Source organism: Shewanella sairae, from assembly GCF_023283535.1.
GTDB classification, from domain to species: domain Bacteria; phylum Pseudomonadota; class Gammaproteobacteria; order Enterobacterales; family Shewanellaceae; genus Shewanella; species Shewanella sairae.
On sequence record NZ_JAKILT010000093.1, the window covers coordinates 1 to 8,335 of the forward strand.

Consider the following 8,335-nt stretch of genomic DNA (forward strand, 5'->3'; position numbering starts at 1 on the left):
CGCCGGCCTCAAAGTCAGTGCCATCAATGGTGACTTGTAGCTGCACGCCATCATTGCCTATCTCGGCTTGCGTCAGCAGTTCATCGCCTGGCGTCCCGTCATCAACAATCAATACGGTTGGCGCATTGGGCGCGGTTTCATCGGCAACCGTTGCGGTGTCGCTGCCTTGTGCCGAGGTGTTGTTATCGGCATCGGTTTGGGTGGCGGTGACAGTGATGCTGTCGCCTTCAGCAGGCGCGGTTTCACTCCAGCTGATCACACCGTTGGCATAGGTGAAGTTACCAAAGGTAAGGTTGCCGTTGCCATCATTAGTGAAGTCAGAGAAGCTCAGCTCAATTGCTGCGCCGCCGTTAACGGTAAGGGTCACATGGCCGCCGGCCTCAAAGTCTGTGCCATCAATGGTGACTTGTAGCTGTACGCCATCATTGCCCATCTCAGTTTGCGTTAGTACGCCATCGCCTTGGTTATTAACCCCATTACTGTCATCCACAATCAATATGGTTGGTGTATTTGGCGCGGTTTCATCGGCAACCGTTGCGGTGTCGCTGCCTTGTGCCGAGGTGTTGTTGTCGGCATCGGTTTGGGTGGCGGTGATAGTGATTGACTCGCCTTCAGCAGGCGCGGTTTCAGTCCAGCTGATCACACCGTTGGCATAGGTGTAGTTACCAAAGGTAAGGTTGCCGTTGCCATCATCAGTGAAGTCAGCAAAGCTCAGCTCAATTGCTGCGCCGCCGTTAATGGTCAGTGTCACATGGCCGCCGGCCTCAAAGTCTGTGCTATCAATGGTGACTTGTAGCTGTACGCCATCATTGCCCATCTCAGTTTGCGTTAGCAGTTCATCGCCTTGGTTATTAACCCCATTACTGTCATCCACAATCAATACCGTTGGCGCATTGGGCGCGGTTTCATCGGCAACCGTTGCGGTGTCGCTGCCTTGTGCCGAGGTGTTGTTGTCGGCATCGGTTTGGGTGGCGGTGACAGTGATGCTGTCGCCTTCAGCAGGCGCGGTTTCCGTCCAGCTGATCACGCCGTTGGCATAGGTGTAGTTACCAAAGGTAAGGTTGCCGCTGCCATCATTAGTGAAGTCAGAGAAGCTCAGCTCAATTGCTGCGCCGCCGTTAATGGTCAGTGTCACATGGCCGCCGGTCTCAAAGTCAGTGCCATCAATGGTGACTTGTAGTTGCACGCCATCATTGCCTATCTCGGCTTGCGTCAGCAGTTCATCGCCTGGGGTGCCGTCATCAACAATCAATACGGTTGGCGCATTGGGCGCGGTTTCATCGGCAACCGTTGCGGTGTCGCTGCCTTGTGCCGAGGTGTTGTTGTCGGCATCGGTTTGGGTGGCGGTGACAGTGATGCTGTCGCCTTCAGCAGGCGCGGTTTCCGTCCAGCTGATCACGCCGTTGGCATAGGTGTAGTTACCAAAGGTAAGGTTGCCGCTGCCATCATTAGTGAAGTCAGAGAAGCTCAGCTCAATTGCTGCGCCGCCGTTAATGGTCAGTGTCACATGGCCGCCGGCCTCAAAGTCAGTGCCATCAATGGTGACTTGTAGCTGCACGCCATCATTGCCTATCTCTGTTTGCGTCAGCAGTTCATCGCCTGGCGTCCCGTCATCAACAATCAATACGGTTGGCGCATTGGGCGCGGTATCGTCAATCGGATTTACATCAAAGCTAACGGTACCTGTATCGCTATCAGTGCCATCGCTTAAGGTGTATTTGAAGCTTGGGTTGGTTTGTGTCGGGTCGCTGCCGTCGTGGGTAAACTCAAAGCTGCCGTCAGCTTTAACACGTAAAGTGCCGTTGCTGACAGCAATTGGATTGCTCCAACCATCAAGGTTGAAGCTTAGTAGCTCATCATTGATGTGGGTGATACTCAAGGCCGCGCCATCGCCACCGTCGGTATCAACAACACCATCGCCATCATCATGGGTGATCATATTGCCTGTGACAGTCTCGCCTTCATCGACATTGAAGTTATCGTTGGCGGCTACAGGGGCATCGTTGACTGCGCCGACATCAAAGCTAACAGTCCCAGTATCGCTATCGGTGCCATCGCTTAAGGTGTAATTGAAGCTTGGATTGGTTTGCGTCGGGTCACTGCCATCGTGGGTAAACTCAAAGCTGCCGTCAGCTTTAACACGTAAAGTGCCGTTGCTGACAGTAATCGGATTGCTCCAACCATCAGCATTAAAGCTCAGTGCTTCACCATTGATATGCGTGATACTCAAGGCGGCACCATCGCCACCGTCGGTATCAACAACACCATCGCCATCATCATGGGTGATCATATTGCCACTGACACTATCGCCTTCATCGACATTGAAGTTATCGTTGGCGGCTACGGGGGCATCGTTGACAGGTATGACTTTCAGCGTAAGTGTTGCGCTTGAACCTGTATTTGTAGTGTATGTGATGACAGGAACACTACCGTTCCAATTATTATCTGGAGTGAAGGCATACGAGCCGTCACTATTAATGACTACTGAGCCGCCTACAAGCGCAATACTGGTACCAGCTGTATAGGTGTTACCGTTAACCTGAAAACTGACGACAGATAGGTCATTATCGATATCAGTGTCATTGTCTAATACATTACCGGTAGCAGTAGAGTCTTCGGCAACGGTGTTACTGTCATTCTCTAAGATACTGGCATCATCAACTGGAGTAACTTCTAACGTTAATGTGGCAGTAGAGCCTGTATTGGTAGTGTAGGTAATGACTGGTATTTGACCATTCCAGTTATCATTTGGCGTGAAGGTATAAGAGCCGTCGCTATTGATGACCAATGATCCACCTTCGAGTACGACCACTGTGCCAGTAGTATAAGGGTTACCGTTAATCTCAAAACTGACAACAGATAGATCATTATCGATATCGGAGTCGTTATCTAACACATTACCAGTTGCAGTCGTGTCCTCGGCTACAGTGTTGCTGTCATTCTCTAAGGCGCTGGCGTCATCAACCGGAGTCACTTCTAGCGTTAATGTGGCGCTAGAACCTGTATTGGTGGTATAAGTAACACTAGGAACACTGCCGTTCCAGTTATCATTTGGAGTGAAGGTATATGAGCCGTCAGTATTGATGACTAATGAGCCACCTTCGAGTAAGACCGTTGTGCCTGCGGCATAAGTGTTGCCGTTAACCTCAAAGCTGATGACAGACAGGTCATTATCGATATCAGAGTCATTGTCTAACACGTTACCCGTAGCGATTGAGTCTTCGGCTACAGTGTTGCTGTCATTCTCTAAGGTGCTGGTATCATCAACTGGAGTCACTTCTAGCGTTAATGTGGCGCTAGAACCTGTATTGGTGGTGTAAGTAACACTAGGAACACTGCCGTTCCAGTTATCATTTGGCGTGAAGGTGTATGAGCCGTCAGCATTGATGACTAATGAGCCACCTTCGAGTAAGACCGCTGTGCCTGCGGCATAAGTGTTACCGTTAACCTCAAAACTGACAACAGACAGGTCATTATCGATATCAGTGTCATTGTCTAATACATTACCGGTTGCTGTGGTGTCTTCAGCAAAGGTGTTGCTGTCATTGGCTAAGATACTGGCATCATCAACTGGAGTGACTTCTAGTGTTAATGTGGCACTAGAGCCTGTATTAGTAGTGTAAGTAATGACAGGAACACTGCCGTTCCAATTTTCATTTGGCGTGAAGGTGTATGAGCCATCTTGATTGATGACTAATAAGCCACCTTCTAGTCCTACCGTTGTGCCTACGGCATAAGTGTTGCCGTTAACCTCAAAACTGACAACAGACAGGTCATTATCGATATCAGTGTCATTGTCTAATACATTACCGGTTGCTGTGGTGTCTTCTGCAAAGGTGTTGCTGTCATTGGCTAAGATACTGGCATCATCAACTGGAGTGACTTCTAGCGTTAATGTGGCAGTAGATAAGGTGTTAGTAGTATAGGTAATTATAGGGACACTACCGTTCCAGTTCTCATTGGGTATGAAGACATAAGAGCCATCTTCATTAATGCTTAATGAACCGCTTTCAAGATTTACTATAGTGCCTGGAGTATAGAGTGCGCCATCGACAGAAAAACTCTTGATAGTAAGTTCATTATCGGCATCAGAATCATTAGTTAATACATTGCCTGAAGCGGTGCTATCTTCATTAATTGTATTAACATCATTTGTTGTAATGGTGGGGCTATCCAATAAGTTGAGATCTTCAATATTCACACTATCAGTCTGCGTACTATTCTGTGAGGAGGTACTAAACCCGCTACTAGCAATAGTTTCATCAGCACTACGAGAAATTGACGTCTGCCCAGAACTTCCTTGGTTACTCGGTTGTCCACCTGCAGCGGTATCTGGACCGTCAGTAGGATCTTCTCCTGCAGCGATTAGCGCTTGAATTTCTTCGATTTCACTTAGGGCGTCAATTAAGTCTGCATCTACAACTTCTTCAGAGGGAGAGTTAGTTGAAAGAGGTTCATTATTTCGGGAGTCAGATGTAAATATGCTGCCATCATCAAATAAAATATCTACAGAGCTATTTTGAGATATCGATATATTCGTACCAGCAGGAATGAACTCCCCTACGTGAAGTTGCTTAATGTCTCCATTGATATTAGCTGTCACTTCCCCGTTAAGGTTTCGTAGGTGGCCATCCTGTGCTGTCATTATCGATTTCATCGTTTCGATCCCTGCAAAAGTAAGGTTGTTGCAATATCGTGCTTTTGGTAGCGCGCAATGGTGGGATGTTATACGGCGTATTGGTGTGTAGTCAAATTTTTGACATTTAGTTTGTGTTTGCGAAATAAAATGTTGCCGGGCGTCTATTCGTAAATTTGAGTCGTAAAAAAAGCCACTATATAGTTATAGTGGCCTTATAAGGTATTGAACCTATTTTTTCGTTGCTTGAAACTTTTGGCTGATTTTAAGGTGGGTTTAATCCATCATCGATTTGTGTATATAGGGGGATGAAAGGGGATGTATTTGGATCAACGATAAGTGCATCATCATTTATAAGTTGATTAATTATAGTGCTGGCATCTGACGAGCCATAGATACTTGAAAGGTCTACACCATCTAGAATGATTGTTACACCATCTGTACCACTACCTAGCCCATCAGCATCAATAGTGATGGTAGTATCACCACCACTGAAGCTAAATGATAAAAAGTCCTCTAGATTGCCATTTTCCTCATCAATTAAGATGTCTGAAAGGTTTAGTGTGTCAATTTGATGATTAAAGCCAAATACTGTATCGGTACTACCGTCAGCAGATGCCATACTCCATTCGAAAAAGTCTCTTTCATTATCTTCTGGGGTCAATAACTCACCGCCATAAAGTTCATCGTTGCCAGCACCGCCAGTTAACAGGTCTCGCCCTATACCACCAACGATAATGTCATTGCCGTCTCCACCTAGAAGGATGTCATTACCGCTGCCACCATTTAGCGTGTCATCGCCACCTTGACCAAAAATAATATCATTCCCTACATCACCGCTTAACGTATCGTTACCATCATTGGCACTTGTCAAATCAAACATCGCAGTGTTTGAGGCAATAAAAGAGTGGACATCTTCAGTGGTTACATTGTTCGCTACTGCTCCGGTTTCTCTTGCAACTAGAGATTGAAGGGCGCTGAAACCTTGCCCATCAATACCATTGAACTGAGCTAAATCACCGAATAAAATATCGTTACCTTCACCGCCTGTTACCTGATCATTTCCTGGATTCAATATGGTTTCAGAGCCTAGAATAACGCTTGCTAAATTATCAACACTAATTTTGGCTTGTACATTACCATCGCTATCGTATGGCTCTATATCAGAAGCATTAATTGTCTGTTTAATACCTACAGCTTCTACGTTGGAAATGGTATTTAGCTGATTAAAAGAATTAGCAGGGTCGCCACCGGTATTATGTTGCCCGTCAGTGACGAAATAGGTGATGTTATTCCCTGGATTATTGGTAACTAAACTACTGTTGAACCAGCTTGTTGCGGTTGTAAATGCGCTAACATAATTTGTAGAACCGCCATTGGTAATATTATTCCATGCACTATTACTGCCATTAGCTAAAGCATCAATATCTAAGTTTGTAATGTCTATCGATAAGCTAGTTGTAGATGTTCCATCAAAATCAATAACAGCAACATTTACAGTTCCTGAGTGTTGTCCAGAGCTTGATGTTTGCAAAGTTCTGAAAACTTCAATTAATTGAGATTTAGCCGTATCTACCGCGGATACTCCCATACTGCCTGACGTATCAATAATAAAGGCGATATTATAATCTTCACCAGGAACAATTTGTAGGCCAGAAGTATCGCTGACAATAACGTCATTATCTGCAGTTCCTTGAATAACGTTATCACCGTCAGTACCACTGATAAAGTTGTAATCTCTAGATGGAGACACGTCAAAATGGACAATTGCGGTATCAGTCAGTCCATCAGCATCCTGGATTGTATATTCGAAGCTCGCAGGCCCAACATAGTCTTGAGAAGGTGTAAAAACAACATAACCATTAGTATCAAATGCAATAGTTCCGTTTTGTGGGTTACTAATATTTGAAATTGACAGTACATCACCATCAGGATCAGTGTCATTAGCTAGTATGGAGTTGGATGAAAAAGTGTATGGTGTATTTTCTAGAATTACATCGCTAATATAATCATCATTAGCAACTGGAGGCTCATTGATGTTAGCGAGTTCAATAATGACTGTAGCCGTATCTGTTAGGTTTGTTGAGTCAGTTACTAGGACATCTAGAGAGAATGAACCTAAATCAGCATCGTCGATCGTTTGATTAAGTGTTATTTCTCCAGAGTTAGCATCAATAGTGAATACACCATTGGTTAGTAATCCATTTGCGAAAGTAAAAGTTAATATATCACCTGTATCAGGGTCATCTGCTATAACCGTTCCAACAACGGTGCCAGCAACAGCTCCCTCATTAATACTACCAAAGTCATAATTGTCTATATTAGCAGCATCGCCGGCAACATCTGTACCAGAGCGAAACTCTGGAGCATCATTCACTTCACTGACATTGACATTGACGGTAATGGTTTCGGTCACGCCGCCAGCGGTGACGGTATAGGTAAAGCTGTCTGCACCATGATAGTCAGGCGCTGGGGTGTAAGTGATTAAACCATTGAGGCCAATTGAAACGGTACCGTGCGCGCCATTAGTGACCGCGGTGATCGTCGCATCTGAATTCTCAAAGGTATCATTATCGAGCACGTTATATTCAAGCGGGGTGTCCTCGGTAACGTTGAGGGTGTCGGTGACAATATCAACAACAGGTGAAACCGTTACATCAATCACTTGCGTGACCGTGTTTCCATCATCATCAGTAATGGTGACGGTAAAGCTGTCACTGCCATTGTAATCAGCAACAGGCACATAATTCCAAAGCCCTGTCACAGGGTCAATGGTGGCACTGCCGTGCGCCGGGTTACCGGTGACGGTAAAGACGCTGGCATTAGTCAGGCCATCATTATCGGTAGCGGTTAATGTACCGGAAATAGAGGCTGCATCCTCAATGCCAGTACCTGAAGTGTCGCCAGTGACAGTGGTTGGGTCATTCACTTCACTGACATTGACGGTAATGGTTTCGGTCACGCCGCCAGCGGTGACGGTATAGGTAAAGCTGTCTGCACCATGATAGTCAGGCGCTGGGGTGTAAGTGATTAAACCATTGAGGCCAATTGAAACGGTACCGTGCGCGCCATTAGTGACCGCGGTGATCGTCGCATCTGAATTCTCAAAGGTATCATTATCGAGCACGTTATATTCAAGCGGGGTGTCCTCGGTAACGTTGAGGGTGTCGGTGACAATATCAACAACAGGTGAAACTACGAATACAACCTCTTGACTAATGCTCTCATTATTAGTGTCAGTAGCTGTAAAAATGAGTGTTTCAGTTCCATTCCAATCGGCTGTATTGGAAATTGTTGCAATACCATTATTGATAGTGACAATAATATTTGAGTTGCCGCTAACACTATACGTTAAGCTTTGATCACTATTATCTACATCGCTAAATGCTGCATTTAGATCGATTGTGTATGAGTTGAAGTCTTCATTTAAGACTTGGTCATTAATGATAGTTTCAATAATAGGTGCATCATTAGCAGGCGTTACTTCAATTGTGAGTGTGGCTGTTGAATCAGTATTGGTGGTATAGGTGATAACTGGAACGGTGCCGTTCCAGTTATCATTGGGCGTGAAGGTGTACGATCCATCTTCATTGATGAGCAGTTCGCCCCCCTCAAGATCAATAGTCGTACCAGCGGCATGGGTTTCACCGTTTACCTCAAAACTCACAACTGTAAGTGTATTATCTACATCCGAGTCGT

Annotated in this window: 2 protein-coding genes; both read right to left on the minus strand. The window is 45.6% G+C overall.

The window, feature by feature from the left end; translation table 11 throughout:
- A partial coding sequence (locus tag L2748_RS22250; protein ID WP_248957765.1) for a beta strand repeat-containing protein occupies positions 1-4,657 on the minus strand: 4,657 nt, incomplete at its 3' end.
- Positions 4,658-4,901: 244 nt separating this feature from the next.
- A partial coding sequence (locus tag L2748_RS22255; protein WP_248957766.1) for a beta strand repeat-containing protein occupies positions 4,902-8,335 on the minus strand: 3,434 nt, incomplete at its 5' end.